Below are 25,477 nucleotides of genomic sequence, written 5' to 3' on the forward strand. Positions count from 1 at the left end.
TTGCCCTTTCATCCAAGTTTCCACCGGGTTGACCACAGCACCACCAATTTGCAGCACCCAAAAACAGGCAACACCATCCGCCACGATTTTCCCGGCGAAACCGTGACGGCCGGACCGAATTCGGGCCTGCTGCAGATCTGCGGCCATGCAAACCATGGGAGGAAAGACAGATGGCACAAATCATCGCGGACCGGCGGGATATCGATTTCGTCCTTTTCGAACAACTGGACACCGAAGCGCTGACCAAAGAAGAGAAGTACAAAGGCTTCAACCGCAAAACCTTCGACCTGATCATCAACGAAGCCCGCGCTTTCGCCCTCAAGGAACTGCTGCCGATCAACGCCGAGGGCGATCGTGAGGGGGTGACGCTGGAAGACGGGGTGGTCAAGGTGCCCGCCTGCTACCACCGGGCCCACAAGCTCTACCTGGAAGGCGAATGGACCTCGCTGGAAGAACCGGAAGCGCTGGGCGGTCAGGGACTGCCGCCCAATGTGGCCCGCGCGGCCCAGGAGTACATGATCGGCGGCAACTACACCTGCGTCAACTACGCCAATTTCGGCCACGGCACGGGAAAAATGATCCATCTTTTCGGCACCGAAGAACAAAAACAGCTCTTCGTCAAAAAACTCTACACCGCTCAGTGGGCCGGCGGCATGCTGTTGACCGAGCCCGAGGCCGGATCGGATGTGGGCGCCCTGACCACCGAGGCGATTCCCAACGAAGACGGCACCTATTCGCTGACCGGCACCAAGATCTTCATCACCAACGGCGATCACGACTTGTCCGAAAACATCATCTCGCCCGTGCTGGCCCGCATCAAGGGCGCCCCGGCCGGCACCAAGGGCATCTCCATTTTCATCGTGCCCAAATTCTGGGTCAACCCGGACGGCTCTCTGGGCGACCGCAATGACATTGTTTGCACCGGCATCGAAGAGAAGATGGGCATCCACGGCAGCGCCTGCTGCACCATGACCCTGGGCGGCAAGGGGCAGTGCCGCGGCCTGCTGTTGGGCCAGGAGAACCAGGGTATGAAAATCATGTTCCACATGATGAACGAAGCACGCCTGGGGGTCGGTTTCCAGGCCTTCATGCACGCCTCGGTGTCCTATCTGTACGCCCTCAACTACGCCCGCGAGCGGGTGCAGGGCAAGGAGATCGGCGGCGCCAAGGATGCGCCCCCGGTGCCCATCATCCGCCACCCCGACGTGCGCCGCATGCTCACCTGGATGAAAGCCCACGTGGACGGGCTGCGCAGCTTCATCTACTACACCCAGACCCTCATCGCCAAAGTCGGCCTGGCCTGCAGCGACGAGGAGTGCCGATACCATCAGGGCCTGCTCGATCTGTTCACCCCGTTGGTCAAAGCCTACTGCGCCCAACGCGGTTTCGACGTCACCGTCCAGGCCATGCAGGTGTACGGCGGCTATGGTTACATCAAGGAGTATCCGGTGGAGCAGCAGTTGCGGGATTGCAAGATCGCCTCCATCTACGAAGGCACCGACGGCATCCAATCCATGGACTTGTTGGCCCGCAAAATCGTCATGGACGGCGGCAAGGCCTTCGGCAACTTCATCGCCAAGGTGCAGGAAACCATCGTTGCGGCCAAGGGCAGCGAAGCCATTGCCCCCATGGCCGCATCCCTGGAAGAGGCCGCCGGCCGATTGGCCGAAACCGCCGCGGTGCTGGGCAAAGCCGTGGTGTCCCCCAATGTCAAAGCCGCCTTTGCCCACAGCTTTCCCTTCCTGGAAGTCATGGGCGATGTGATCATGGGCTGGATGCTGTTGTGGCGGGCCAAGGTGGCCAGCGACAAGCTTGCTGCCGGCGCCAAGGGCAAAGATGCACCGTTCTACCAGGGCCAACTCCAGACGGCCGAATTCTTCATCCAGACCGTGTTGCCCTGTACCCTGGGCAAGATGGCTTCCATCGCCCGGATGAACGATGCCGCCGTCCGGATGCCTGAGGAGGGCTTCAGTTCCTGATGTCCTCACCGCCAATGTTTACAGAAGGCAACACCGCTGCGGTGATTGACTTTCTGCAAGGCATCGGATTGGGCGGAGGGGTTGTTGTTGTCCTGGCTGTACTTTTCTGGATCGGCACCCTATTCGCCCTTCCCATCATCATCATTGCATTGCCCCCCGGTTATCTGACCCGGGACGAAAAACCGGGGGCGGATCGGCCCGGCTATACCTTTTGGCACTTTCCCTACCTTATTTTCAAGAACCTCATGGGCGCCATTTTCGTTCTGGCCGGCATTGCCATGCTGGTCCTGCCCGGCCAGGGACTGTTGACCCTCGCCCTGGGCATGGCCCTGCTCAATTTCCCCGGCAAACGGCGGCTCATCCGCCGCATTCTCACCCAAAAACACATTTTCAAGTCCATCAATCGATTGCGCGTCAAGGCGGGCAAGCGCCCATTGGAAATGTAGCCGACTTGACAATTTCACTGCAAATTGAAATTTTGGTGTTCATTGCGTCTTTTGCAGAGGAACACACGAAATGACAATGGCCGGCTTATCAAGCAATGACAAACGAACAACAACCACTAACCTTGCCCTCATGTGCCAGAAGGCCAAGGCGGGTCGCTCGCGAACTTGTATGGCCTGCGGCAGCGCTTTACCGCCCCGCCGGCGGCGCTATTGCGACAACAATTGCCGGTTGCAACTGCTGCGCTCCCTCAATCGACGCACCGGCCTGTTGCGCGCGCTGAACACCCGCTACGCCACCTTCTACTTCACCGACCGAATGGTCATCATGGACTTGCTGCCCTACGACATGGAGCAGATCTACAGCTACATGCTGCCCCGAAGCGCCAACCGCAAGCCGGTGGACGATTTCTGCCACCTTTCCAACTCGTTGGGGTCACAATGGTGGCGCGAGCGCGAGCGTACCAAGAAACGTTACCTGGCCTCCCGCCATGTTTTGGCCCAGGCCGTGCGAGGCAATCGGCCCAAGGAGGCGGTGATACCCGTCTCTTTCGCCGTGCCCTCGGTGCGCATGAGCAGCCTGGTCACCTTGGCGCTGCGCGCCGACGACCTCACACCGGAAAACATCCACAGCCGCATCAAACAGGCCTACCGTTGCCAGGTGAAACAACACCACCCCGACTTGGGCGGAACGGCCCGGGCCTTTGTCAAGATACAGGAAGCTTATGAGGCGCTGATCCGCTGGGCCGATCACCCGACCTACGTGTTCCGTGGCGGATTCACCGACAAATGGCTTTATGAAGGCGCCAACAACCGCTGGATTCAGCCGGCGACCCGTTCCCACACCCCTTGAAATCCCGCCGACTCAAGGCACCCGCAGCAAGTAGTCCGCATCGGCGGACGTCACCGTGTCCGTCTCGAACACCCCCGGCGTCTCCGGCAGGATGACCGCCATGGACCAGGGGCCGTGGTGCGCCACCCGGGCGGGAATGCCCATTTTGCGGGCGTGGGCGCTGCCTGTGAGAATCACCAAAGTGCGATCCGGATGTGCGGCGAGATAGCGGATCGCATGCTTGGCCATGGCTTCATCCCAGAGCAACTGGGCCTGACAGAAGTGTTCGAAATCCATATGACCGTGTGCATGGGCTTCGTAGGCCCTGCGAATGAACACCCGGTAAGCGGGTGCCACATCGCAAACGATGTCATCCAATTCGCCCCGCTGGGCGGGCGTCAGGGACGCGAACCCGTGGCGCGCCACCTGGCGGGAGATCTCCCTGGCGACATTCAACCCGACCATGGGCAGGGCGTGATCCCGTGCATAATGAAAAATGGGCGCGTACAACGCCCAATCGTAGTTCCAATGCGCCAGGTAAATGTCCTGAAAATCCGCTGCATCCACTTTCCCCGCCACCCAGCGCTCCAGATCGGCCTGCCCGTCGTGACGAAACATCTCCAGGCCGATGGCCACCCGTGTGCCGGATTGGTGCAACGCTCGAATCACCGCCAACTGGGCCTGGTGATGCCATGGATTGGTGTGCTGCTCGCCCACCAACACGATACGCGCCTGCTGCAGCGCCGCCACCGCCTCCGGCCCGACCAGGGTGCGGCCCCGATCCAGGTCCAGCATCTGCAACGGTGCTTGGGTGGGCATGGAACTACACGCGCCGAGGCCCAGCAGCAAGATTGCCGCCATCATCCATTTACACACCGCAACCCCCTCGAATTGCCGTCTCCTTGGCATTTTCGTGCATCTCTAACGCCGGTACAGGTGGGTAATGATTGTTGTTGACCGTTCCGTTGATCGGAAAGATGATTTGCCTGCAACTTAACACTTAAAACCGGGTTTCATCTCTGTTAAATAGTGGCCATTGTGCAGCAGATATCAAGACGGAGCCCGTGAACGTGATCCCTTTCTGGCAAGACACCCCCCTGGCAGCGCTTAGCACCGAGCAGTGGGAAGCGTTGTGCGACGGCTGCGGCCGCTGCTGTTTGCAGAAGCTGCGCAACCCCACCACAGGCAAGGTGCAATACACCAGCGTGGCCTGCATGCTGTTGGATATCGACACCTGCCGCTGCACCGACTACGCCATGCGTCACATTCGGGTGCCCGAATGCCTCGAACTCTCCGCCACCACCATACCCGCCTTGCGTTGGTTGCCCCGCACTTGCGCCTACCGCCTGGTGGCCGAGAAAAAACCGCTGCCCCCTTGGCATCCGCTGGTCAGCGGCGACCCCCAATCGGTGCATGAGGCGGGCATATCGGTCCGCCGGCGCGCCATCCCGGAACAGTGCGTCCATCCGGACGATCTTGTCAACTTCATCATAAAGGACAGATTCTAAGTGGTCGTGGGATGCGCTTACATCGTCGCCTGATAGGTGGTGATTTCCGGATCGAGCAACACGCGGCGGCCATAAGGAGTTGGTGCCAGGGCCGGCCAGTGGGATGGATACAAAGTGGCGAATACCCGCTGAAACATCGCCTCCAGTAGTTGATCCGCCTGCATGGTGGCGCGGGGGGCGCTGAGAGCCGCCAAAGTCAGCGCCTTCTCTTCCTGGCGGGTTTTGAGCTTTTCGAACAGTTCGAAAAAGAGCAGGATCGGGTCCCGAGCGAGCTGCGCATCCCGGAGCAAACGGTTTTTCATCTGGCCGATTTTCTCCGCGGAAGCCTCCTTGAGGAAACGGCGCTTGTCACCGCTGTTGAAAAAAGACTGTTCACCGACCGCACGCACAACGGCCTTGTCGATCTCGGCCATGTCGGCCCGCAGGCCGGTGGTCATCTCGGCCACGAAATTGTCCGGCACGGCGATGGACAATCGGGCGAAGGCCTGGCCGTGACGCGCCATACCCTCCTGGAATTCGGCCACGGCGCTGTTCCAAAACAGCCGCTGAATCCGCATCACCTCGTCGACCAGATCGGGCCCGCCGGGATCCAACACCTTCAAACGGTCGATCATTTCGGGGAAAACGTGGGCGGTGGCGGAAAACAGGTGCTCACCGGTCATCAGTTTGTACAAGAGGGCGATGGTGGCATGCCAATCCTGAAGGTGCAGCACCAGCGCCAGATCATCGTACACCTCCAGCAAGATCGCATTGGACATCAGATGGGCCGGGGTGGCATACAGCGGCGTGCCGGCCAATTGGGGCTGCGCGATCCGCACGGGGTCCGCCGCATCGATGGCAACGGCGGTCTCCACATCGATCAGGCCGATGGAAAATTTGTCCGGGTTGTTGAGAAAGCCGGGATAGTCATCGGGGTTGCCCGCCACGAACAGGTTCTCCGGCTTCAGATCGCGCATGGCCAACCCCTTTTGGCCGATCCAGGCCAGCAAGTCGAGCAGATTGGCGGCGAGGGCTTCCACGGGGCGCCGGTAGCGGGAAAACCGTGTTTCGCGGATGTAGCTGCGCAAATGGCTGCGGTAACGCTCCACCAGCCGTCGGTTCTCTTGCACCACCGTCTCCAACAACTGATTGACCTGCTCCATAGCCGGCCGGGGCAAGCTCTGCTCCTCGACCGCAGGCGGATCACCCACCAAGTGCCCCAAGAACCACTGCTTGAGGTGGTATGACGGCACCTCCCCGTGACCCGGTTGGGACGCCAGCCGACGCAACCGCCCCTCGCACCGGTAGTACACCTCCTGCAGGGCAAGGCATTCCGGCGCCGCCGACTCCCCGTAACGGCAGACAAAGCCGTGCTGATCCCACAACAATTCGGGATGCTGGCGCGCTTCTTCGTTCAAACGGCCGTAGCCGCCATGGATCTCCTCCAAAACGGTGCTGAGAAAGTAGTGCTTGGCCAGATCCATGAAAAAAGCAAAAGAGTCCCCCAATTGCAGGTGGGCCTGCAGTTCCGGCTGTTCCTCCAGCATCCGCATGTAGCGGGTTTCCAGCACCTCGGCCGGCAACCGGTCGCTGTCCGCGATGACGTGCACCGCCTCCAGAATCACCGACACCCGGGGCACGATGCACTCACGGGGGGCCAACCGCGCCAGGATCCGACCTTCGGCGGCGATTTGACGTCTGTAGTCGCTGAAGCGCACCACCGGCTGCGCGGGAATCTTGATCACCATGTGGGTGTCGTAGATCACATAGAAACACTGGCTGCGGCTACCGCCGCCCTGGCCCAACAGGCCGATGGACATCCGCCGCGTTTCCCACTCCTGCCCATGGAAAATACGCATCTCATAGATCTCGTCCGGACAGACGGATCGGGTTTCCACCAGATAGATCTGGGCCAAGGCATCCGCGGCGGCACCCAACTGGTGACGGAACAGCTCAAGAAAAAACGCCAGAATCAGCTGCCCCCCCGGCAAAGGGACCGGCGGTTGCGACGTCGACGGCACCTTTCGGGATCGGGGCGGCCGGACAACGGGCGCAAGCGGCATCTCCGCCTGCGATGGCGGGGGGGCGGTGGCATCGCCGGGACGCCCAAACGGCCGCAAGGCAACCATCTTGCGCCGCGGGCGCAGCAGGAGCACCAGCACAATCAACACCACCAGGGTCGGTGCACCCACCACCCATTTGGCATAAAGGAGGACGGCCTCGCCATCGAGCCCCACCCGTGCCGCCAAGGTGTCCAGCAAAGAAGAGCGCGGCCGCTGGGTCCCGTCCGCTGAACGGGTCATTGCATCCCCGTCCGCCGGCCGCCGGTCCGGCGGCAGGACCCAATCTTGGGCGTCGGGCGCCGTCGCGGGCGCGGCAGCGGCCACCGGCCAAGCCACGGCCAACCCCAGGACCAAGACCGCCATCCACAATCCTGTCGTTCCGATCATTCGCAAATTGCCGGCAACCCCCTTAGGATCGCCGGTCCCGCTGAACTTCGGCATGACCACCTTTACACCGGACGGGGGCGCGGCGCCCCACGATCAGTTCGCAACCCAAGAGAAAATAGACCACCGGCCGGATGTCGATGCGGCATTGGCAACGCGCGGCGGCAGTGACGAAAATTGTTTGGCCGCTACCGATCCGATGGTTCGGGGATATCCCGCAAAGCTTTGTTATTCCGGCTATACCACACTTTTTTGCCGGAAATGGATTTGACAACGAATGGGCCATGGTTAAATTTCATGCAAAAATCAGACCATTGAAACCAGGAGGCGTCATGCGTTTCGACAAGTTTACCATCAAATCCCAAGAGTTGATCCAAAATGCCCAGGCCCTTGCCGGTCGCCTGCACAACCAGCAGATCGAACCGGAGCACGCGCTGGCCGCCATGCTGGCGGAGAAGGAAGGGGTCGCCCGTTCCATTCTGCGCAAGCTGGGGGTATCCCCCGACGCCATCGCCCAGGAAACGGCGGTGGCCCTGGATCGGCTGCCCAAGGTGACCGGCGGCACCGATGTCTATCTCTCCCCCCGGACCCGCACCCTGCTGGAGAAGGCCTTTGCTGAAGCCGACAAGATGAAGGACGAGTATGTGAGCATCGAGCACATCCTGCTGGCGGTGGTGGATGAAAAGGGCGGCGCGGCCCAAAAGCTGCTCGAACGCAACGGCGTAACGCGGGATGTGCTGCTCAAGGTGCTGATGGAGATCCGGGGGCATCAGCGCATCACGGACCCCAACCCCGAGGAGAAGTACCAGGCCCTGGAAAAGTTCAGCCGCGACCTGACCGAGCTGGCGCGCCTGGGCAAGCTGGACCCGGTAATCGGTAGGGATGAGGAAATCCGGCGCATCGTGCAGGTCCTTTCCCGGCGCACCAAGAACAATCCGGTGCTCATCGGCGAACCGGGCGTGGGCAAAACCGCCATCGTCGAGGGGCTGGCCCAGCGCATCGTGGCCGGCGACGTGTCCGAAACCCTTAAAAACCGTCGGCTGGTGGCCCTGGACATGGGCGCCCTGATCGCCGGCGCCAAGTACCGCGGCGAGTTCGAGGATCGGCTCAAGGCGGTGCTTAAAGAGGTGGAAAAGGCCGAGGGCGAAATCATTCTCTTCATCGACGAGCTGCACACCCTGGTGGGTGCCGGCGCCGCCGAAGGGGCCATGGACGCCTCCAACATGCTCAAGCCGGCCCTGGCCCGGGGCACCCTGCGCTGTGTGGGGGCCACCACCATCAACGAATACCGCAAGCACATCGAAAAGGACGCCGCCCTGGAACGCCGCTTCCAGCCGGTGCTGGTCAGCGAACCCACGGTGGAAGACACCATCTCCATCCTGCGCGGACTCAAGGAGAAATATGAGGTGCACCACGGGGTGCGCATCAAGGATTCGGCCATCGTGGCCGCCGCCACCCTCTCGGACCGCTATATCGCCGACCGCTTCCTGCCGGACAAAGCCATCGACCTGGTCGACGAGTGCGCCTCCAAGCTGCGCATCGAGATCGACTCCATGCCCGTGGAAATCGACGAGGTGCAGCGCAAGATCACCCAGGCGGAGATCGAACGCCAGGCGCTGAAAAAGGAGACCGACGACGCCTCCCGCGAACGCCTGGCAAAACTGGAAAACGACCTGGAGCTGCTGCGGGCCGACCTGACCCGCATGAAGGCCCACTGGGACCAGGAAAAAGAGCTGATTCAGAAGATCCGCAAGATCAAAGAGGACCAGGAACAGGTCAACATCGAGCAGCAGAAGGCCGAGCGGGAGGGCGACCTGGCCCGCGTGGCCGAACTGCGGTACGGCCGGGCCATCGAACTGAACCGAGCCCTCGAACAGGCGCGCAACGACCTTACGGATCTGCAGACCGAGCGCAAGATGCTCAAAGAGGAGGTGGACGACGAGGACATCGCCGAGGTGGTCTCCCGCTGGACCGGTATTCCGGTCAGCCGGATGATGGAGAGCGAGCGGGACAAGCTGGTGCACATGGAGGAGCGGCTGGGTCGCCGCGTCATCGGGCAGCAAAAAGCCATCGAGGCCGTGTCCAACGCCGTGCGCCGCGCCCGCTCGGGCTTGCAGGACCCCAACCGGCCCATCGGCTCCTTCATTTTCATGGGCCCCACCGGCGTGGGCAAGACGGAGCTGGCCAAGGCCCTGGCCCAATTCATCTTCGATGACGAGCAGGCCATGGTGCGGGTGGACATGTCCGAATACATGGAAAAGCACGCCGTGGCCCGCTTGATCGGCGCACCGCCGGGCTATGTGGGCTACGAAGAGGGCGGCTACCTGACGGAAGCGGTCCGCCGGAGGCCTTATTCGGTGATCCTGTTCGATGAAATCGAAAAGGCCCACCCCGAGGTGTTCAACGTCCTGCTGCAAATCCTGGACGACGGCCGCATGACCGACGGCCACGGGCGCACGGTGGACTTCAAGAACACCATCGTGATCATGACCTCCAACGTGGGCAGCCAATGGATCCAGGAGCTGGGCAACGAACAGCGCAGCGAAATGGAACGCCGGGTCACCGACGCCCTGCGGGCGCAGTTCAAGCCGGAGTTTCTCAACCGCATCGACGAAATCATCATCTTTTTGAACCTCACCGCCGACCAGATCGGTGCCATCGTGGAGATCCAACTGCAGCACCTGTTACGGCGGTTGGCGGACCGTAAAATCACCCTGACACTGACGCCGGCGGCGCGGCAAGTGCTGATCGACCGCGGCTACGATCCGGTTTACGGTGCCCGCCCCCTTAAACGGGCGATTCAGCAGTTGATCGAAAACCCCCTCTCCATGGAGATGCTCAAAGGCAACGTGCGGGAAGGGGCCAACCTGCAAGTGGATGCCCAAGGCGACGCCGTGGTGTTCGTGGAGGTGGAGGCGTCCTGAGCGGCCCATGCAGCGGCTGCCGATTCGTGAAAACGGTCACGGTCGCAGCAACGTCGAAAGTGAGCGGACGAACAGCGCCGAGGGATAGGCGAACAGCGACCGGATCGGACCCCAAAAACCGCAACGGCAATTATGGCGCCGCCGGCTTCAAGGAAGACGTCCGGCGCCAGTCGTCCGCCATTCGATCCACGGCCGCCGGCAACGGCAAGGGATCGTAGCCCAGCGCGTAAGCGCGGCGGCTGTCCAGGGAGCAGTCGGGGGCGCGTTGATAGGGCAGCGGAATCTCATCAATGGTCACCGAGCGGATGGCGCCGGCCGGCAGCGCCATCCGCTCGGCCACCATCAGGCCCAGTTCGTAACGGGAGATGCGGCTGCGGCCGCCCAGGTGCAACAACCCCCGTGCTCGGCCCGTCAGCGCCAGCAGCCCCCGGGCCGCACTGTGGATGTCCACCGGCGTGCGAAACTCGTCCACGAACAGATGGAGGGGCCGGCCTTGAACGATGGCCGACACCATCTGCCGAGTGAAATGGTCTTGGCCGTGGGGCGGCGGGGCCAAGCCGACCAGCAACGGCAAGCGGCACACCAGGGCTTGGCGGCAGCGCGTGCGCACCGCATCCTCGGCCCGGGCCTTCTGCGCGCCATACACACAGACCGGATCCGGCGCCGCGGTTTCATCATAGGGTGCCTGCCGACCGCCGAAAACCAGATCGGTGGAAGTGAAGGTCAGTGCGATCCCGTAGTGCTCGCACAACTCGGCCAGCCGGGCCGGCACCTGCACATTGATCACCTCGGCCGCCGCCGGCCCTTTTTGGCAAACCCCCACACGGGCCTCCGCGGCGGCATGGACCACCGCATGGGGCGCCAGGCGGCGCATCAGGCCTTCCAAACCGCTCAGATCGGTCAGGTCGGCCTGAATGCAGCACACCCCCGCCACCGCAGGCTTTGGCTTTCTGTACAAGGCGGTCACCGACCACTGCCGCCGGGCGGACCGACACAGGGCATATCCCAAATACCCGCCGGCGCCGGTGATCAGCAGACGCGGTTTCGCCCCCGGATCAGCCCTATCGTTGCGGCAGGCGGTTTCCATGGACGCACTCATCCCGAGTGCTATTTGCTGTCGTAAGTGTAAACACCCTTGCCGGTTTTCCGGCCGAACCGCTTCGCCCGCACCAATTTCTTGAGCAGAGGGGCCGGGCGGTATTTGTCCCCCAGCTCCGCATGCAGGTTTTCGATGACGTGCAAGAGGGTTTCCAGCCCGATCAGGTCCGCCAGGGCCAGGGGGCCGATGGGATGGTTGCATCCCAGCACCATGCCCTTGTCGATGTCCTCGGGGGTGGCGATGCCTTCGCCCAGGGCGTAGAACGCCTCATTCAACATGGAACACAGCAGCCGGTTCACCGCAAAGGCCGGCGCCTCTTCCACCACGATGATCTCCTTGCCGATGGAAGCACCCCAGGTTTTGGCCGCCTGCAAGGTCTCTTCGGACGTCTCCTGGCCCTTGATAATCTCCAGCAGCCGCATCACCGGCACGGGGTTGAAGAAGTGGGTGCCGATGAATTTATCGGGCCTCTTGGTGGCCGCGGCGATTTCAGTGATGCTCAGGCCCGATGTGTTGGTGAAAAAGAGACAATCATCGGAGACGATCCGCTCCAGCTCGCTGAACAGTTCCTTCTTGGGCGTCAACACCTCGATGATCACCTCCACCACGAAGTCCGCATCCCGCGCGGCAGCCTCCAGATCCACCAAGGGCGTGACGCGCCGCAACACCGCGTCCATCTCCTCCTGACTGCTCTTTCCCTTCTCCACCGCCCGCGCCAGGTTTTTGCGGATGATCCCCATGCCGTTGTCGACGAACCGCTGCTCGATGTCCCGCAACGTGACGTTGTACCCCGCCTGGGCGCACACCTGGGCAATACCGCTGCCCATCAACCCGGCCCCCACCACACATACGTTCTTCTTCTCCATCGCTACCCGATCCTTTCCTGTTGTTGAAACAATTGCCATGATGGCGCGCAAACCATCGCAGTCAGAAACTGAACCCGATTAATCGACGGCAAGATGCCCATAAACAACCGGGGAAGTCAATGGGAGCAGGCGTATCGGGTTTGTTGGATATGTTGGATTGATCGCGCATTTGTTGGGTTGGAAGGGGTTGGGAGAAAATAGTTTTAAGTTTCAAGTTTAAACTATCCTTTTAATAACAAAAATTTACACGCCATTGCCTCTACTTCTATGCCGTTGTCCGGCCGACAGGATGGTTTTGCGCAGGCGGATCGATTTGGGAGTCACTTCAACCATTTCGTCCTCGCGGATGAAATGGATGGCCCACTCCAGGGTCATGGGCTTGACCGGCGCGAGAATCACGTTCTCGTCATGGCCGGAAGCCCGCATGTTGGTGAGCTTTTTCTCCTTGCAGGGGTTGGCGTTCAGATCGACGGCGCGATTGTGCTCGCCGAAGATCATGCCTTCGTACACCGGCTCGCCGGGTCGCACGAACATCTGCCCCCGCGGCTCCAGATTGAACAGGGCATAGGCCACGGCCGCGCCCTGGCGGTCGGAAACGATGGAACCGGTGAAGCGGCCGGGAATATCGCCGCGGAAGGTATCGTAGCCGGCGAAGATGGTGTTGAGCAAGCCGGTGCCCTTGGTGTCGGTGAGAAATTCATCCCGGTAACCGATCAAGCCCCTGGCGGGGATGGTGAACTCGATGCGCACGCGCCCGCTGCCGTGGTTGATCAGGTTGGTCATCTGCCCTTTGCGCAGGGACAGCTTTTCTGTCACGGCACCCAGGAAGCCCTCATCGCAATCGACGAAGAGTCGCTCCATCGGCTCCAGGCGCACGCCGTCACGCTCTTTGTAAATCACCTCCGGGCGGCCCACGGCCAGCTCGAACCCTTCCCTGCGCATGGTCTCGATGAAGATGGCCAGCTGAAACTCACCCCGGCCCTTGACCAGAAACACCTCCCGGTTGTCGGTCTCCTCCACCTGGAGGGCCACGTTGCGCAGGGTCTCCTTGAACAACCGTTCACGCAGATGGCGCGATTGCGAGTACCGCCCTTCCCGTCCGGCGAAGGGTGACGTGTTGATGGTGAAACGCATGGCCACGGTCGGCTCGTCCACCCGGATGCGGGGCAGTGCTTTGTGACCACCGGCGGTGCCGATGGTATCGCCGATGCGCACTTCTTCGATGCCCGCCAGCACCACGATGTCGCCCGGATCGGCATCGGCCGTTTCCACCAAGGCGGTCCCCTGGTAGGTTTGCAGGCAGGCCACTTTCAGCGGACGCGCGACACCGTCGGCGCCGATGCACACCAGGTTTTCTTTGATACGCGCCCGGCCATTGGCCACGCGCCCCACCGCCAAGCGCCCCAGGTATTCCGAATAGCCCAAATCGGACACCAGCATCTGAAACGGCGCGTCCGGCCGGTGGGTGGGGGGCGGAATCTTTTCCAGAATTTGATCCAACAGCGGATCGAGGTTGTCGTTGTCATCGTCGGCATGCAAACGGGCGATGCCGTCACGGCCGATGGCGTAAAGGAAGGGGAAATCGAGCTGCACATCGTCGGCATCCAGATCGATGAACAGATCGTACACCTGATCCAACACCACCGCGGCACGGGCGTCCTTGCGGTCGATTTTGTTGATCACCACGATCACCGGCAACCCGGCCGCCAGGGTTTTCTCCAAAACGAAGCGGGTCTGGGGCAAAGGCCCTTCGGACGCGTCCACCAGCAACAAAGCGCCGTCGGCCATGGAGAGGGCCCGTTCCACCTCTCCGCCGAAATCGGCATGGCCCGGCGTGTCGATGATGTTGATCTTGACCCCCCGCCACTGCACCGAGCAGTTTTTGGCGGCGATGGTGATGCCCCGCTCCCGCTCCAGATCCATGTTGTCCATGAGCCGCTCATCGACGGCCTGGCCTTCCCGGAACACGCCGCTGCGGCGGAACATGGCATCCACCAGGGTGGTCTTGCCGTGATCCACATGGGCGATGATGGCCACATTACGGATCTTATCGTTGGCGATGGTTGCAAGCGGCATGGCGACAGGAACTCCTCGTTCCCCCGAAAGGGAATTGATGAATGAACGCAAGATGCATGTTTCAGGGAAATGGTTGTGCGGCTTTCAGAAAAAACGAAAGGGGCTGGTCACACTCCGAGCATGCTGATCCGGTTACCCGACCCCCGAACGGGGTCGAAAGCCAGATCTTGTACGCCATCCCCGCCCAAAAGTCCAATCAATTCCAACCAACACCATCAATCCAACCAACCCAAAAAGTGGATCGGGTCCTATTGGGCACGGCGTGCCGTGCCCCTACGGGTTGGTGCGTGGAAGGACGCATCCGCTCGTCCACCCCCACCCCCATACAATCGACAGAATACCTTAACTAGAAACACGCTTAACACTATCTTTTTACAGCGGCCAAAACACGGGAATCAGCAAAGTACCTCCCACCAGCACCATGAAGTTGAGAGGGATGCCCAGCTTGAGATAGTCGCTGAATTTGTAGCCGCCGGGACCGTAAACCATGAGGTTGGTCTGATAGCCGATGGGCGTGGCGAAGCAGGCGCTGGCGCCGAAGCAGACCGCAATGATGAAAGGTTTGGGATTGACCCCCAGACCCAGGGCGGTGGAGACGGCGATGGGCAGCAACAGAACGGCGGTAGCGTTGTTGCTCAAGACCTGGGTGCTGATGCTGGTCAGCAATAGGAAACCGGCCATAATCATTACCGGCGGCCAGCCTTGGAACAACCCCAGGTATAAATCGGCATAGTACTGACTGGCGCCGGTTTGTTCCATGGCGCGCCCCAGGGCGATGGTACCGGCGATGAGCATCAGCACGTTGCTTTGCAGCGCCCGGTAGGCCTCCTTCAACGGCAGGCAGCCGGTGACCAGCATCAGGAAGACGGCGGTCAAGGCGCACACCATGATATCGGCCAGGCCGGTGGCGGCGGCGGCCACCATGGCGGCAAAGATCAAGCCGGCAAGGGGGGCCTTGCGCTGAAACACGATCTCGTCATGGACATCCTCCACCACGATCCAATCACTGCGCCCACGGAATTTTTCCATACGGTCGGCGCGGCACCACACCAACAGAATATCGCCGATGCGCAGGCGGATGTCTTTGATCTTGCGCTCCGTGTAGTGCAGTCCACTGCGCTCCACCGCCACCACATGCAAATCCTCTTCCCGCTCCAGATAAGTCTCGCGCAAACGCCAGCCGAGCAAGCTGGACTGGGGGGGAATAATCAGCTCCACCACAAAGGCTTCATCCGGTTTGCGGAAATCAATCCCCTTTTCGCTCAGAGGCAGATCCACATCCTTGCCCTGCAGGATGTGCGTCAGGTCATTGGGCGAGCCTTTGACCAGCAACAGATCGTCGGGCGCAATGGCCACCGCATCCCGACAAGGATGAAAGATGTGGGAGTAACGGATCAACTCCACCACCTCGAGGCCGGGATAGCGCGTTGGCAGATCGGCACAGGGATCGAGCCCCACCAAGGCGCTGCCCCGTGGCACGATCAGTTCGGCCAGGTAACGCCGTTTGCGCTGGCCATCCAGTTCACAGGTCGGGTGATCCAGATCGGGCAGCCAACGCGGCCCGGCGACCATGATGAAAGCGAATCCGACCAGCGCCAAGGGCAGGCCGACCCATGCCAATTCGAACATGCCCAGGGCGCCGTACCCGCTGCGCGCGGACAGATCGCTGATGATGATGTTGGTGGAGGTGCCGATGAGGGTGCAGGTGCCGGCCAGAATGGAGACATAGGAGATGGGAATCAAATATTTGGAAGGGCTGACGCCCAGGCGGCACCCCATCGAGATAATCACCGGAATGAACAGCACCACCACCGGTGTGTTGTTGATAAAGGCCGAGGCCAGGCCCACGATGGCCAGCACCACCAACAACGCCAGCCAGGCCCGACCGCGGGTCAGATCCATCACCCGCCGCGCAATCAGCCCCACCACGCCGGTGCGCACCATCCCCTGGCTGAGCAGAAACATGGCCCCCACCGTGATCACGGCCGGGTTGGCAAATCCCGCAACCGCCTCCGGGGGTGTGAGAATGCCGCTGAGCATCAGCGCCACCATGATGCCGATGGCGGTCAGGTCCACAGGCAGCCGTTCGCTGATCAACAGAAAGATGGTGGCCAGCAGAATTAGCGAAACGATGACGATTTCCATGGCGCGATCCTTCGTGGCAGTGCCGCTGGTGCCTCTGAACAAGCCTGTCCCGGCGGGCCGCACCCACCGGTTTCCTATCGCCATCGTAAACGTTTGGTGCTATGTGTCAACCATGCCGATCAATGACGCCTTACAACGACTGCAACGCATCTATGACTTGCACGAGCGCTTCTGCGCCGATCAAACCTTTGCCTGCCGCCGCGGGTGCGCCCCGTGCTGCACCGCCAACGTAACCCTCACCACCCTGGAGGCCCGCGCCATTGATCGCCACTGGGCCCGAACGGGCGAAAAGCCGCCGACCGCGCGTTTGCAGCAAGCCGCGCGTCACCCCCGGTTCCGGCCGCGGCTGACCACCAATCAACTGGCTGCCATCTGCGCCGCGGGCGGCGAACCGCCCGACGAAGCGTCTGATCCGGCGGCAGGACCTTGTCCACTGCTGAACGATACGATCTGCACCATATACCCGGCCCGACCCTTCGGCTGCCGCGCCATGGTGTCGCACACCGATTGCGCCCGCCACGGAACGGCCGACATGCCGGACCGCGTCCTGGCGGCCAACACCCTGTTTTTGCAATTCATCGAAGCCTTGGACCAGAATGGCCGCACGGGCAACTTGACCGACCTGCTGCTGTGGCTTCTGTCCGGCAGCACCGCGCCGCCGACGGACCTGGCCGCCAATCGGACCATCCCCGTGCTCATGGTGCCCCCCGAACACCACACCGCGCTGCTGCCGCTGCTGGGCGACCTGCGACCGATCCTGGCGGATCTCACCGGATAGCGGCCGGCCGTAGGGGAGCCCGCCCTACCCCGGAAAACACCCGCCATGTCCTGCCAACGGCAATCGTCCGCTTTGCCTATGGCCCTTCTTCCTTGAACACCTTGGCGGCCCGCTCGAGATCTTCGGGGCAGAACACGAAAAGGCATTCCTCGTCCGGGCCGGCCACCGAACCGTACACATAGTTGATATTGATGCCCTCGTTGCCCAAACGGGTGGCCATCTTGGCCAATTCACCGGGCCGATTGCCGATCTTGACGGCAATCACCGGCTGGATATCGTACAAGTAGTCGTGCTCCGACAACAGGTCCATGGTCTTATCGGTCATCCCGTCGCTAGGCAGCAGTCGCACCAGGGCGAAATCGGCCGAATCCTTGCTCATGGAGTTGTAGCTGGCGGCCGAGGCGATGCGCTTGAGGGACTTGCCCCGGGCCTTGAACAGTTCCCGCACGTAGCTGGAAGCATCCTGAATGGTAATGGCATCGATATTGATCCCGGCCTGACCGAACAAAGCGGTCAGCTTGCCCAACTCACCGGGCGCATTCTGCATGAACAAAGATATCTCGGTTCGCACCATATCAACCCTCCCCTATTCGGTGACAAATAATGTTTACGACCCGCGGCGAGGCACACCCGCCCCTGCGGGTGGATCGCGTCTTATCGGGCACGGCGTGCCGTGCCCCACGGGTGGATCGGACCTTATTGGGCACGGCGTGCCGTGCCCCTACGGGTTGGTGCGTGGAAGGACGCATCCGCTCGTCCACCCCCATCCCCATACCATCGACAGCATTCCTTGCTTTAAACTTTAAACTTTCAACTTTAAACTATTTCACACCCCGCCGCCCAAGCATAGCAACCGCAAGATCTCCTAGAACCGGACATCACCCTTTCCGCTTATCTTTCAATATATGATTGGAAATCACCACCCGCTGTATCTCCGATGTTCCTTCGTAGATGGTGAACACCCGCGCATCGCGGTAAAAGCGTTCCACGGGGTAATCTTTGGTGAAACCGTAGCCGCCGTGGAGCTGAATCGCCTTGCCGGTGATCCGGTTGACCATCTCCGAGGCGAACAACTTGGCCGTGGCGGCCTGCAACGTGTAGGTCTCCCCCCGGTCCTTGAGCGTTGCAGCCGCCAGGGTGAGCTGCCGTGCGGCCTCGATATCCACCGCCATATCGGCCACCATCCAGCGCACCCCCTGGAACTTGCTGACGCTCTGGCCGAACTGGGAACGGTTCTTGATGTAATGCACCGCCGCATCCAAGGCCGCCTGGGCCACCCCCACGCTCTGGGCCGCAATGCCGATGCGGCCGCTGTCCAGTCCCCGCATGGCGATTTCGAACCCTTGGCCCTCGGCGCCCAGCAGGTGATCGGCCGGCACACGGCATTGCTCGAAGATCAGATCGGTGGTGTCCGAGGCCCGCAGACCCATCTTGTCCTCCTGATGGCCGACCTTGAATCCCGGCGTGTCCTTCGGCACGACGAAGGTGCTGATCCCTTTGTGGCGTGCGGCCGGCTCGGTCTTGGCGGTCACCAGGACGACGCCCGCATGGTTGCCGGAGGTGATGAACCGTTTTGTTCCGTCGATGATATAGGCATCGCCTTCCCGCACGGCGGTGGTCTGCTGGCTCACCGGGTCGGAACCGGCTTCCGGTTCGGTCATGGCAAAGGCGCCGATCATCTCTCCTTCGGCCAAGGGGGTGAGAAACCGTTTTTTCTGTTCCTCGGTGCCGAAGTGCAGCAGGCTTTCACACACGATGGAGTTTTGCACCGACATGACAACGGCCGTGGAGGCGCAGGCATAGGCAATTTCCGACAAAGCCGAAACATAGCTGACCGCATCGCTGCCGCTGCCGCCGTATTCAGGCGGCACCATCATGCCCATCAGGCCCAACTCTCCCATCTGGTTTAAAATGTCGGCGGGAAAAACCTTGGTGCGATCCCGTTCGGCGGCGCCCGCGGCCACCACCTTGCGGGCGAACTCCCGGACCATGCTTCGGATCATGAGCTGTTCTTCGGTCAATGGCATCGTCATGGACAACTCCTGGGTTTGGGATTTGGCAGGCAATCAACTGTCCGCTGCGCAAGGGAGCCGCCATAGGGGCGGCACCGGAGCCGGAAGCGACGATTGTGAAACGGCTCAGGGATTGTAGACCACCACCAGCAGTTGCGCATCGGCATCGCCGATATTGCGCATGTGGTGCTGGATACCCGAGTTGAAGTGCAGCGATTGGCCCGGTACCAGGCGATTGACATTTTCACCCACGGTCAATTCGATCTCGCCATCCAGCACGTAGACAAACTCCTCGCCTTCGTGCTGATAGCCGACGCCCTTGTGGGCTTGTCCGGCTTCGATCGCGATGCGAAAGGCCTTCAGGTGCTTGTGTTCGGCTCCCGGCGTGAGAGTGGTGTAGGCGTAGTTGCGGGTGCGCTTGGCGTAGGCATCGGCCCGTTGATCCAGGGCCTCCTGTTCGTCGCGCAGCAGTTCGCCCGAATCGATGTGCAGCGAACGGGAAATTTGCAGCAGGGTGCCCACCGGAGGCATCTCCTTGCCGCTCTCGATACTCTTTAAGTAATCGATGCTGAAACCCGTATCGTTGGCGATCTGATCGAGGGTCATTTTCTTTTTGGTGCGGACCGCCTTGATGCGTTTGCCGATGGGGGTTGGGGTCTTGGCTTTGGGACGCGGCATGTCGGCTCCTTTGGTTGTGGTTGCGGCACTGCGGCCACCCCGTGTCCGCATGCCCGCCGGCGGGCCCGGTCACTTGCCGGGCCGGCAATGCCGGGGGCCGTGGACAACGGAACAAGGCGGGGGGCGCAAAGCCCCCCGAAACGTTAATACTCGTAAAAGCCCCGGCCGGTTTTACGCCCCAGCCAACCGGCTTCCACATATTTGCGCAGCAAGGGGCAGGGGCGGTACTTGGAATCCTTGAATCCGTCATAAAGGGTCTCCATGATGGCCAGGCAGGTATCCAGCCCGATCAGGTCCGCCAGGGTAAGGGGTCCCATGGGATGGTTCATCCCCAGCTTCATCACGGTGTCGATGGCCTCCCGGGTGCCCACGCCGTGGTAGAGGGCGAAAACGGCTTCGTTGATCATGGGCATCAATATACGGTTGGCGATGAAACCCGGGTAGTCGCTGGACTCGGCAGGGGTTTTGCCAAACTTTTCCGACAATTGCCAGGTGATTTGAAAGGTCTCGTCGGAGGTGGCGATACCCCGGATCACCTCCACCAGCTTCATGATGGGCACCGGGTTCATGAAGTGCATGCCGATCACTTTTTCCGGGCGCTTGGTCTGGGCGGCGATGCGGCCGATGGGGATGGAGGAGGTGTTGGAACCGAGAATCACCTCCGGACGGCACGCCTGATCCAACATTTTGAAAATTTCAAACTTCAACGCTTCGTTTTCCGTGGCCGCCTCCACAACGAAATCGGTGCCGGCCATGTCGTTGATATCGGTGCTGGGCTTGATGCGCCCCATCACCTCGGCTTTTTGCTCCGCGGTCATTTTGCCCTTCTCGATGGAGCGGTCGAAAAACTTCTCGATGGTCTTGAAGCCGCGGTCCACGAAGGCCTCCTGGATGTCGTTCATCACCACGTTCAGCCCGCTCATGGCCGCCACCTGGGCAATGCCGCTGCCCATCTGACCGGCGCCGATCACACCGAATGTTTGGATCTCCATGCTTTGTGCTCCTTTTTCCTCATTGGTGTCCATCCGGCAGCGGCATCATGCAACTTTGGCAACGAACTGCAAGCAATCCTCGCCGGATGGGCACCGGTTGAAAATCGTTGACTGCTGCCGTCGACCGGTGTCGATGGCAACCGGCCATTATCGTTTGATCACCAGGGCCACCGCCTCGCCGCCGCCCAGACAGAGGGAGGCCACGCCGGTCTTGCTGTCGCGACGCATCATCTCGTAGAGCAGGGTGACCAGCACCCGGCAGCCGCTGGCGCCGATGGGATGCCCCAGGGCCACACTGCCGCCATTGACGTTGGTCTTGGCCGGATCGAGCTTGAGCTCCTGCATCACGGCGCACGTCGATCCGGAAAAGGCCTCGTTGATCTCGAACAGATCCACCCGGTCCAACCCGATGCCCTCCTTCTTCAGGGCCTTGGGTACCGCCCAGATGGGCGCCACGAGCACATACTTCATATCGATGCCGTAGGAGGCCTGGGCACCGATGGTGGCCAAAACAGTGCAGCCCAGGGCATCCGCCTTTTCGCGGGACATCACCACCACCGCGGCGGCGCCGTCGCTGATCACCGACGCATTGCCGGCCGTGGTGACGCCGCCCTTTTTGAAAGCCCCGCCCATCTTGGCCAACATCTCGTAACTGGTCGCCCGCGGGCACTCGTCGGTGTCGAAAATTTTGGGATCGCCCTTGCGCTGGGGGATGCTCACCGGCATGATTTCGTCCTTGAAACGACCATCGGCGATGGCGGCCAAGGCCCGCTCGTAGGATTGCAGGGCATAGCGGTCCTGGGTTTCCCGGGAGATGCCGTACTTTTCCGAGCACAGCTCATTGGAGATGCCCATGTGAAAATCGTTGACGATATCCCACAGGCCGTCATGAACCATGTGGTCCTGCAGCTGTCCCGGCCCCATGCGGTAGCCGAAGCGGGCTTTTTCCAGATAATAGGGGGCCATGCTCATGGTTTCCATACCGCCGGCCACCACCACGTCGGCATCGCCCAACTGGACCGCCTGGGCCGCCAGCATCACCGATTTCAAGGCCGAACCGCACACCTTATTGATGGTGAAGCACTCGGTCTCCCAGGGCAGCCCCGCCTTGATGGCGGCCTGCTTGGCCGGGTTCTGGCCATAACCGCAAGGCAACACCAGCCCCATGATCGCTTCGTTGACCTCACTGGTGGCGATCCCGGCCCGCTTGACCGCCTCGGCGATCACCATGCCCCCCAAATCGGTGGCGCCGATCCCTGCCAGGGTCCCGTTGAACCCCCCCAGGGGCGTCCGCACCGCACTCACAATCACCGCTTCACGCATCACTTCTTCTCCTTTTGTGGTCGAGGGTCACGGCCGAATCCCGCCATGGCCTTTACGGCCGCAATATCGCGGCGAGCCGACCTGTTCGTCCCTCTTCGTTCAATATGTGGAAAAAACATTATAGCCGTTTTACGGACCCCCGCAGCACAATGCAAGCGCCTTTTCCCACCCCCACCCCAAACAACCCAACAAACTCAATAAACGCAACAAACCCAACAAACTCAATAAACCCAACCAACTCACCCGACACGCCTCACGCTTCGATCAACCCGTTTTGGATCGCGAAACGCGACAGCTCGGCATTGTTGCGCAGGTTGAGCTTCTTCAACAAACGAAAACGGTAGGTGTCCACGGTTTTGATGCTGATGTTATAGGCTGAGGCGATTTCGCGGTTGGTGTGGCCCAATGCCAACCGACGCAGGACCTGTAATTCACGGGTGGATAGCGCGTCCAGGGCGCTGCGATGCAGCCCGCCTTTGGAAACCCGCAAGGCCAGGGATTCAGCGGCATCGTCGGTCAAAAAGCGCGCGCCGCCGAGTACCTTGCGAATCGCGCGCACCAACTGCTCCGGCGCCGACTGTTTGGTGATGTAACCCATGGCGCCGGCCTCGATGGCCCGAATCACGTACTGGTTCTCCGCGTGCATGGTCAGTACCAAAATCGGTAATCGAGGCAGTTCGGGGTGGATGCGGTGAATCACTTCCAAACCATCGATCCGAGGCATGGAAAGATCGATCACCGCCACGTCGGGCTCAAGTTCGCGAATCCGGCGAATCGCCTCGTCGCCGTCGGCCGCCTCGGCCACCACGGTCATATCACCGCTCTCTTCCACCAGGCGCCGCAACCCCGCCCGCACAATGCTGTGGTCATCAGCTAAAAGCACCCGGATCATGCTGCGTTCCCCATTGCTGCGGCCAGGGGAACCCGCAGGGCCACCACGGTGCCGCGCCCCGGCGAGGAAACCACCGACAACACACCCCCCACCAGGGCCGCCCTTTCGCGCATGCCGACCAATCCCAACATTTGGCCCTGATGCAGGCGGTCGGGATCAAACCCCCGACCGTCATCGCCCACCTTGAGCAACAAGGCGCCCTGTTTAACCGTCAACCGCACCTCGGCCCGCGTCGCATCGGCGTGCCGCGCCACGTTGGTCAAGGCCTCCTGGGCGATACGATAGGCCGCAGTGGCGGTACCACCGTCCACGGCCGGCACATCCTGATGGGTGAAAATACAGGCCATGGGCACCCGCCGTTCGAATTCCGTGGTGTACATCTCCAAGGCTTCCACCAGCCCCAAATCATCCAGCACGCCGGGCCGCAGTCGCAACGCCATGGCGCGCACCTCTTCGATGGTGGTGTCTACCAGGCGACAGATGGCCGCCGCCCGCTCCGCGGCCTTGAAGTCCTTCGCCCGCAAACGTTCCTGCAGCCATACCGCATCCATGCGAATGGCAGTGAGCAATTGCCCCAGTTCGTCGTGCAGCTCCCGCGCCAGGGCAGCGCGCTCTTTCTCCTGATTGGCCATGATCGAACCCGAAAGCTGGCGCAGCTGCTCCTGGGCGCTCTTGAGGGCGGTGATGTCGGTGGCGATGCCGCACACCCCCATCATGCGTTGTGTGCCCTCCTCGAACAGAGGAAACTTGACCGACAAGTAGATGTGGACACCGTCCGGCTGCCCGATTTGCTCCTCCACTTGCATGGAACGGCCTTCGGCCAACACCTGCGCGTCATGCATGCGCATGGGGCCTGCAATTGCTTCCGGCAGCAACGCCTCGTCGGTTTTGCCCTGCACCGTATCGCCATCGATGCCATAGACTTTTTCGAACCGCGAGTTGACCATCAGGTAGCGCCCCTGCACATCCTTCATATAGACCACGGCCGGCGTGTTTGTGAGAATGGCGCTGATTTCGCTGGTGCGCTCGCGCACCTGCCGTTCCAGCTCCTTGGAGTAGCGATCCAGGGCCTCCTTGGCCACGCGCAGAGCGGCTTCGGCCCGGTTGCGTTCGGTCATGTCCACACAGACGGCCAAAGAGCGTTGGATGTTGCCTTGGGCATCGCGATCCGCGATGGCCGAAAGGGTCACCTCCATGATGGTGCCGTCCTTTTTGACCATCCGATAGGGCACCCCCTTGATATAGCCATCCTTGAAAAACCGCGGAATACCTTCGTTGGCAGCAAAGTGTTTGGATTCGGCGGTGAAGAAATCGGTCAACGGGCGACCCAGCACTTCTTCCCGCTGGTAGCCCATGGTTTCCAACCAGAAATTGCTGACGCTCAGCAGGCGGGCATCCCGGCCGATGGAGTGAAGCATGGCCGGCGTGTGATGGTACAGGGAGCGGTAGCGCGCCTCGCTGTGGCGCAAAGCCTCCTCGGCACTGCGCCGCCGCGCGATCTCGCTGATAGCCTTGTTGTAAAGCACCAACACGGCGAGCCCCACCATGATGGAGAGCACAACGGCGGCCGGCCCGACGATACGCACCAACGGGCCGGAGATGGATTGAGCGATCAGGCGGGAACTGCGCAGATAGACGATTTCCCAACCCGGAAAACGATCAACCCCGGCGCGATGCATCAGGTAACGCACCCCTTGGGAATCCCTCACATGGGTGGCATCGGTCTGGTGCAACCCCACCCACTGCCAGGGGCCGTTGCCGAACTGCCGCTCGCGGGCGACCTGCGCCACCTGCTCGGCCGTCGGTTGCCAGGCGAATTGAAACAGCCATTGGGGGTCGCTGGAGATGAAAATGATCCCCTGTTCGTTGGTCACCAGCACGATGTCGTCCGAGGGCAGGTCCAACTCTTTCTCGATTTCATCGATGGAGGCCTTGATCACGGCCACGCCGATGGGTTGGATCGGGGGTGCCGCATGCACCGGGCTGCTGTGATAAACCCCCCGTTTGCCCGAGGTGACCCCCAGCGCCAGGTAGACTCCCTTGGCGTCTTCACGGGCCGCTTGAAAATAGGGTCGGAAGGCGAAGTTCTGACCGACGAAACTGTCCGGTTGCCGGCGGTTGCTGGAAGCGATGGTATCGCCCTGGAGATCCATTACATAACTGACATCCGCATCCTGGGTGGCCACGAACAGATCCAGTACGGCATCGGTCTGCGCCCTTGCCGCCTGGGTGCCCGTCTGCAACAGATCGCGCAATGGCCCCATTCCCGCCAAGGTGGCGACGCTCTTGCGATGCTCATGCAACAATGCAGTGAGCCGTTTATGGATCAATGTGGTCTTGGTGGCGGTTTGTTGTTTGGCCTCTTGGAAAGCGGCGCGTCGCAGGGCGCCGTAATAGAGCACGCCACCGGCCGAAACGGACAAAAAGGCCAGCAGGGAGAGGGCCAGCAGGATATGGCGCAGGTTCATCGTGCGATCCCGTAGGGGGGCGTGGTGCTCATGGCG

General features: G+C 61.4%; 20 protein-coding genes. 7 read left to right on the forward strand and 13 right to left on the reverse strand.

Annotated features, from left to right (window positions below; genetic code table 11):
* Positions 1 to 170: 170 nt before the first annotated feature.
* The 3 genes from MRX98_RS00935 (at position 171) to MRX98_RS00945 (ending at position 3,275) form a co-directional block, all read left to right on the forward strand.
* On the forward strand, positions 171 to 1,979 hold the full coding sequence (locus tag MRX98_RS00935) for an acyl-CoA dehydrogenase (RefSeq protein WP_246902224.1): 1,809 nt from the start codon (positions 171 to 173) through the stop codon (positions 1,977 to 1,979).
* Complete coding sequence (locus tag MRX98_RS00940; protein ID WP_246902225.1) at positions 1,979 to 2,425, forward strand: PGPGW domain-containing protein; 447 nt, start codon at positions 1,979 to 1,981, stop codon at positions 2,423 to 2,425. The genes MRX98_RS00935 and MRX98_RS00940 overlap by 1 nt, the downstream gene beginning before the upstream one ends.
* A gap of 169 nt (positions 2,426 to 2,594) precedes the next feature.
* Positions 2,595 to 3,275, forward strand: coding sequence for a J domain-containing protein (locus MRX98_RS00945; protein ID WP_246902226.1), 681 nt, complete (start codon positions 2,595 to 2,597; stop codon positions 3,273 to 3,275).
* Positions 3,276 to 3,287: 12 nt separating this feature from the next.
* Here the strand turns inward: MRX98_RS00945 and MRX98_RS00950 are convergent, their stop codons facing one another.
* On the reverse strand, positions 3,288 to 4,118 hold the full coding sequence (locus tag MRX98_RS00950) for a ChaN family lipoprotein (protein ID WP_246902228.1): 831 nt from the start codon (positions 4,116 to 4,118) through the stop codon (positions 3,288 to 3,290).
* Between the two features lie 206 nt (positions 4,119 to 4,324).
* Here MRX98_RS00950 and MRX98_RS00955 point away from each other — a divergent pair, with 206 nt between their 5' ends.
* Positions 4,325 to 4,762 (forward strand): YcgN family cysteine cluster protein, encoded by a 438-nt coding sequence (locus tag MRX98_RS00955; RefSeq protein ID WP_246902230.1) that lies wholly within the window; start codon positions 4,325 to 4,327, stop codon positions 4,760 to 4,762.
* A 17-nt stretch (positions 4,763 to 4,779) separates the two neighbouring features.
* On the opposite strand, the gene MRX98_RS00960 is transcribed toward MRX98_RS00955, so the two are convergent.
* A complete protein-coding gene (locus MRX98_RS00960) occupies positions 4,780 to 7,167 on the reverse strand; it encodes a protein kinase family protein (RefSeq protein ID WP_246902232.1) in 2,388 nt (795 codons plus the stop codon).
* 76 nt (positions 7,168 to 7,243) lie between these two features.
* Here MRX98_RS00960 and MRX98_RS00965 point away from each other — a divergent pair, with 76 nt between their 5' ends.
* Both MRX98_RS00965 and clpB read left to right on the forward strand, forming a co-directional pair.
* Positions 7,244 to 7,459: a hypothetical protein gene (locus MRX98_RS00965; protein WP_246902233.1), complete on the forward strand. Its 216-nt coding sequence runs from the start codon at positions 7,244 to 7,246 to the stop codon at positions 7,457 to 7,459.
* A gap of 61 nt (positions 7,460 to 7,520) precedes the next feature.
* Positions 7,521 to 10,112 carry an ATP-dependent chaperone ClpB gene (clpB, locus tag MRX98_RS00970; RefSeq protein WP_246902235.1) on the forward strand — a complete coding sequence of 864 codons (2,592 nt, stop codon included), beginning with the start codon at positions 7,521 to 7,523 and terminating at the stop codon, positions 10,110 to 10,112.
* 130 nt (positions 10,113 to 10,242) lie between these two features.
* Here the strand turns inward: clpB and MRX98_RS00975 are convergent, their stop codons facing one another.
* The 4 genes from MRX98_RS00975 to MRX98_RS00990 all read right to left on the reverse strand — a co-directional run bounded on the left by MRX98_RS00975 (position 10,243) and on the right by MRX98_RS00990 (position 16,298).
* Positions 10,243 to 11,199, reverse strand: a complete 957-nt coding sequence (locus MRX98_RS00975) for an SDR family oxidoreductase (protein WP_246902237.1) — start codon at positions 11,197 to 11,199, stop codon at positions 10,243 to 10,245.
* A 20-nt stretch (positions 11,200 to 11,219) separates the two neighbouring features.
* Complete coding sequence (locus tag MRX98_RS00980) at positions 11,220 to 12,077, reverse strand: 3-hydroxyacyl-CoA dehydrogenase family protein (protein WP_246902238.1); 858 nt, start codon at positions 12,075 to 12,077, stop codon at positions 11,220 to 11,222.
* Positions 12,078 to 12,320: 243 nt separating this feature from the next.
* The gene (gene typA, locus MRX98_RS00985) at positions 12,321 to 14,153 is read right to left on the reverse strand and encodes a translational GTPase TypA (RefSeq protein ID WP_246902240.1); all 1,833 of its coding nucleotides are present in this window, start codon (positions 14,151 to 14,153) and stop codon (positions 12,321 to 12,323) included.
* Between the two features lie 372 nt (positions 14,154 to 14,525).
* Positions 14,526 to 16,298, reverse strand: a complete 1,773-nt coding sequence (locus tag MRX98_RS00990; RefSeq protein ID WP_246902241.1) for an SLC13 family permease — start codon at positions 16,296 to 16,298, stop codon at positions 14,526 to 14,528.
* Positions 16,299 to 16,410: 112 nt separating this feature from the next.
* On the opposite strand from MRX98_RS00990, the gene MRX98_RS00995 reads away from it, so the two are divergent.
* Entirely contained in the window at positions 16,411 to 17,076 is a 666-nt protein-coding gene (locus MRX98_RS00995) for a YkgJ family cysteine cluster protein (protein WP_246902242.1), read from the forward strand.
* Positions 17,077 to 17,152: 76 nt separating this feature from the next.
* Here MRX98_RS00995 and MRX98_RS01000 read toward each other — a convergent pair whose 3' ends face one another.
* The 7 genes from MRX98_RS01000 to MRX98_RS01030 form a co-directional block, all read right to left on the reverse strand.
* Positions 17,153 to 17,650, reverse strand: coding sequence for an ACT domain-containing protein (locus MRX98_RS01000; RefSeq protein ID WP_246902243.1), 498 nt, complete (start codon positions 17,648 to 17,650; stop codon positions 17,153 to 17,155).
* A 304-nt stretch (positions 17,651 to 17,954) separates the two neighbouring features.
* Positions 17,955 to 19,109, reverse strand: a complete 1,155-nt coding sequence (locus MRX98_RS01005; protein WP_246902244.1) for an acyl-CoA dehydrogenase — start codon at positions 19,107 to 19,109, stop codon at positions 17,955 to 17,957.
* Between the two features lie 105 nt (positions 19,110 to 19,214).
* A complete protein-coding gene (locus tag MRX98_RS01010; protein WP_246902245.1) occupies positions 19,215 to 19,766 on the reverse strand; it encodes a helix-turn-helix domain-containing protein in 552 nt (183 codons plus the stop codon).
* A 143-nt stretch (positions 19,767 to 19,909) separates the two neighbouring features.
* Positions 19,910 to 20,758: a 3-hydroxybutyryl-CoA dehydrogenase gene (locus MRX98_RS01015; protein ID WP_246902246.1), complete on the reverse strand. Its 849-nt coding sequence runs from the start codon at positions 20,756 to 20,758 to the stop codon at positions 19,910 to 19,912.
* 147 nt (positions 20,759 to 20,905) lie between these two features.
* On the reverse strand, positions 20,906 to 22,081 hold the full coding sequence (locus MRX98_RS01020; RefSeq protein ID WP_246902248.1) for an acetyl-CoA C-acetyltransferase: 1,176 nt from the start codon (positions 22,079 to 22,081) through the stop codon (positions 20,906 to 20,908).
* 253 nt (positions 22,082 to 22,334) lie between these two features.
* Positions 22,335 to 22,973 carry a response regulator gene (locus MRX98_RS01025; RefSeq protein WP_246902250.1) on the reverse strand — a complete coding sequence of 213 codons (639 nt, stop codon included), beginning with the start codon at positions 22,971 to 22,973 and terminating at the stop codon, positions 22,335 to 22,337.
* Complete coding sequence (locus MRX98_RS01030) at positions 22,970 to 25,441, reverse strand: sensor histidine kinase (RefSeq protein ID WP_246902252.1); 2,472 nt, start codon at positions 25,439 to 25,441, stop codon at positions 22,970 to 22,972. The genes MRX98_RS01025 and MRX98_RS01030 overlap by 4 nt, the downstream gene beginning before the upstream one ends.
* Positions 25,442 to 25,477: the final 36 nt, after the last annotated feature.

The sequence above is a fragment of the Desulfatitalea alkaliphila genome (genome assembly GCF_022968795.1).
In the GTDB taxonomy this organism is placed as follows: Bacteria; Desulfobacterota; Desulfobacteria; order Desulfobacterales; family Desulfosarcinaceae; genus Desulfatitalea; species Desulfatitalea alkaliphila.

Bases quoted from the DNA above. Each gene is read 5' to 3' on its own strand.
- MRX98_RS00935 (WP_246902224.1), top strand. From the start codon at position 171: ATGGCACAAATCATCGCGGACCGGCGGGATATCGATTTCGTCCTTTTC.
- MRX98_RS00940 (WP_246902225.1), top strand. From the start codon at position 1,979: ATGTCCTCACCGCCAATGTTTACAGAAGGCAACACCGCTGCGGTGATT.
- MRX98_RS00945 (WP_246902226.1), top strand. From the start codon at position 2,595: ATGGCCTGCGGCAGCGCTTTACCGCCCCGCCGGCGGCGCTATTGCGAC.
- MRX98_RS00950 (WP_246902228.1), bottom strand. From the start codon at position 4,118: ATGATGGCGGCAATCTTGCTGCTGGGCCTCGGCGCGTGTAGTTCCATG.
- MRX98_RS00960 (WP_246902232.1), bottom strand. From the start codon at position 7,167: ATGGCGGTCTTGGTCCTGGGGTTGGCCGTGGCTTGGCCGGTGGCCGCT.
- MRX98_RS00965 (WP_246902233.1), top strand. From the start codon at position 7,244: ATGACCACCTTTACACCGGACGGGGGCGCGGCGCCCCACGATCAGTTC.
- clpB (WP_246902235.1), top strand. From the start codon at position 7,521: ATGCGTTTCGACAAGTTTACCATCAAATCCCAAGAGTTGATCCAAAAT.
- MRX98_RS00975 (WP_246902237.1), bottom strand. From the start codon at position 11,199: ATGGAAACCGCCTGCCGCAACGATAGGGCTGATCCGGGGGCGAAACCG.
- MRX98_RS00980 (WP_246902238.1), bottom strand. From the start codon at position 12,077: ATGGAGAAGAAGAACGTATGTGTGGTGGGGGCCGGGTTGATGGGCAGC.
- typA (WP_246902240.1), bottom strand. From the start codon at position 14,153: ATGCCGCTTGCAACCATCGCCAACGATAAGATCCGTAATGTGGCCATC.
- MRX98_RS00990 (WP_246902241.1), bottom strand. From the start codon at position 16,298: ATGGAAATCGTCATCGTTTCGCTAATTCTGCTGGCCACCATCTTTCTG.
- MRX98_RS00995 (WP_246902242.1), top strand. From the start codon at position 16,411: ATGCCGATCAATGACGCCTTACAACGACTGCAACGCATCTATGACTTG.
- MRX98_RS01000 (WP_246902243.1), bottom strand. From the start codon at position 17,650: ATGGTGCGAACCGAGATATCTTTGTTCATGCAGAATGCGCCCGGTGAG.
- MRX98_RS01005 (WP_246902244.1), bottom strand. From the start codon at position 19,109: ATGACGATGCCATTGACCGAAGAACAGCTCATGATCCGAAGCATGGTC.
- MRX98_RS01010 (WP_246902245.1), bottom strand. From the start codon at position 19,766: ATGCCGCGTCCCAAAGCCAAGACCCCAACCCCCATCGGCAAACGCATC.
- MRX98_RS01015 (WP_246902246.1), bottom strand. From the start codon at position 20,758: ATGGAGATCCAAACATTCGGTGTGATCGGCGCCGGTCAGATGGGCAGC.
- MRX98_RS01020 (WP_246902248.1), bottom strand. From the start codon at position 22,081: ATGCGTGAAGCGGTGATTGTGAGTGCGGTGCGGACGCCCCTGGGGGGG.
- MRX98_RS01025 (WP_246902250.1), bottom strand. From the start codon at position 22,973: ATGATCCGGGTGCTTTTAGCTGATGACCACAGCATTGTGCGGGCGGGG.
- MRX98_RS01030 (WP_246902252.1), bottom strand. From the start codon at position 25,441: ATGAACCTGCGCCATATCCTGCTGGCCCTCTCCCTGCTGGCCTTTTTG.